Origin of the sequence: Luteolibacter pohnpeiensis, assembly GCF_016595435.1 — a bacterium.
Classification (GTDB): domain Bacteria; phylum Verrucomicrobiota; class Verrucomicrobiia; order Verrucomicrobiales; family Akkermansiaceae; genus Luteolibacter; species Luteolibacter pohnpeiensis.
Map to the genome: position 1 here is coordinate 1 of NZ_JAENIJ010000219.1, position 377 is coordinate 377.

A 377-nucleotide genomic window follows, 5' to 3' on the forward strand; every position below is an offset into this window, starting at 1 on the left:
ACGTTCTCCTCAAAATGAATCCCGAATTTAAGCAACTACTAATAACGATTGGGATCTGTGTTCCGGTCGGACTCCTAGTTGGTGTCCTCCTGAGGAAGACTTCGCCGAACGCGTGTAAGAGCTATACCAAATTTTGCCTCAACAGGAAGTGGTGGCTCTTTTTGCTTGGTCTTATTATGTTTGCCGCCTTGAGCGTCATGTCGTTCGTGACGGGTCGGCCGTATAATGGATATCTTTTCGTTGCTTTTGCAGCGTTGCAGGCATTTTGCCTTATGAAGCATGGATTTAAGCCTTTGTCTCCAGAGATGGAATCTAAGATTGATGCAAGCGATCCAACTAAGATATTTCCGAAAGCACCACCTAAACAAGCAGGAGAA

The 377-nt window shown here is 45.4% G+C and carries 1 protein-coding gene; it reads left to right on the top strand.

The window, feature by feature from the left end:
- Positions 1–176: 176 nt before the first annotated feature.
- The coding region (locus tag JIN85_RS21550) for a hypothetical protein (RefSeq protein WP_234047556.1) at positions 177–377 on the top strand (201 nt) is incomplete at its 3' end.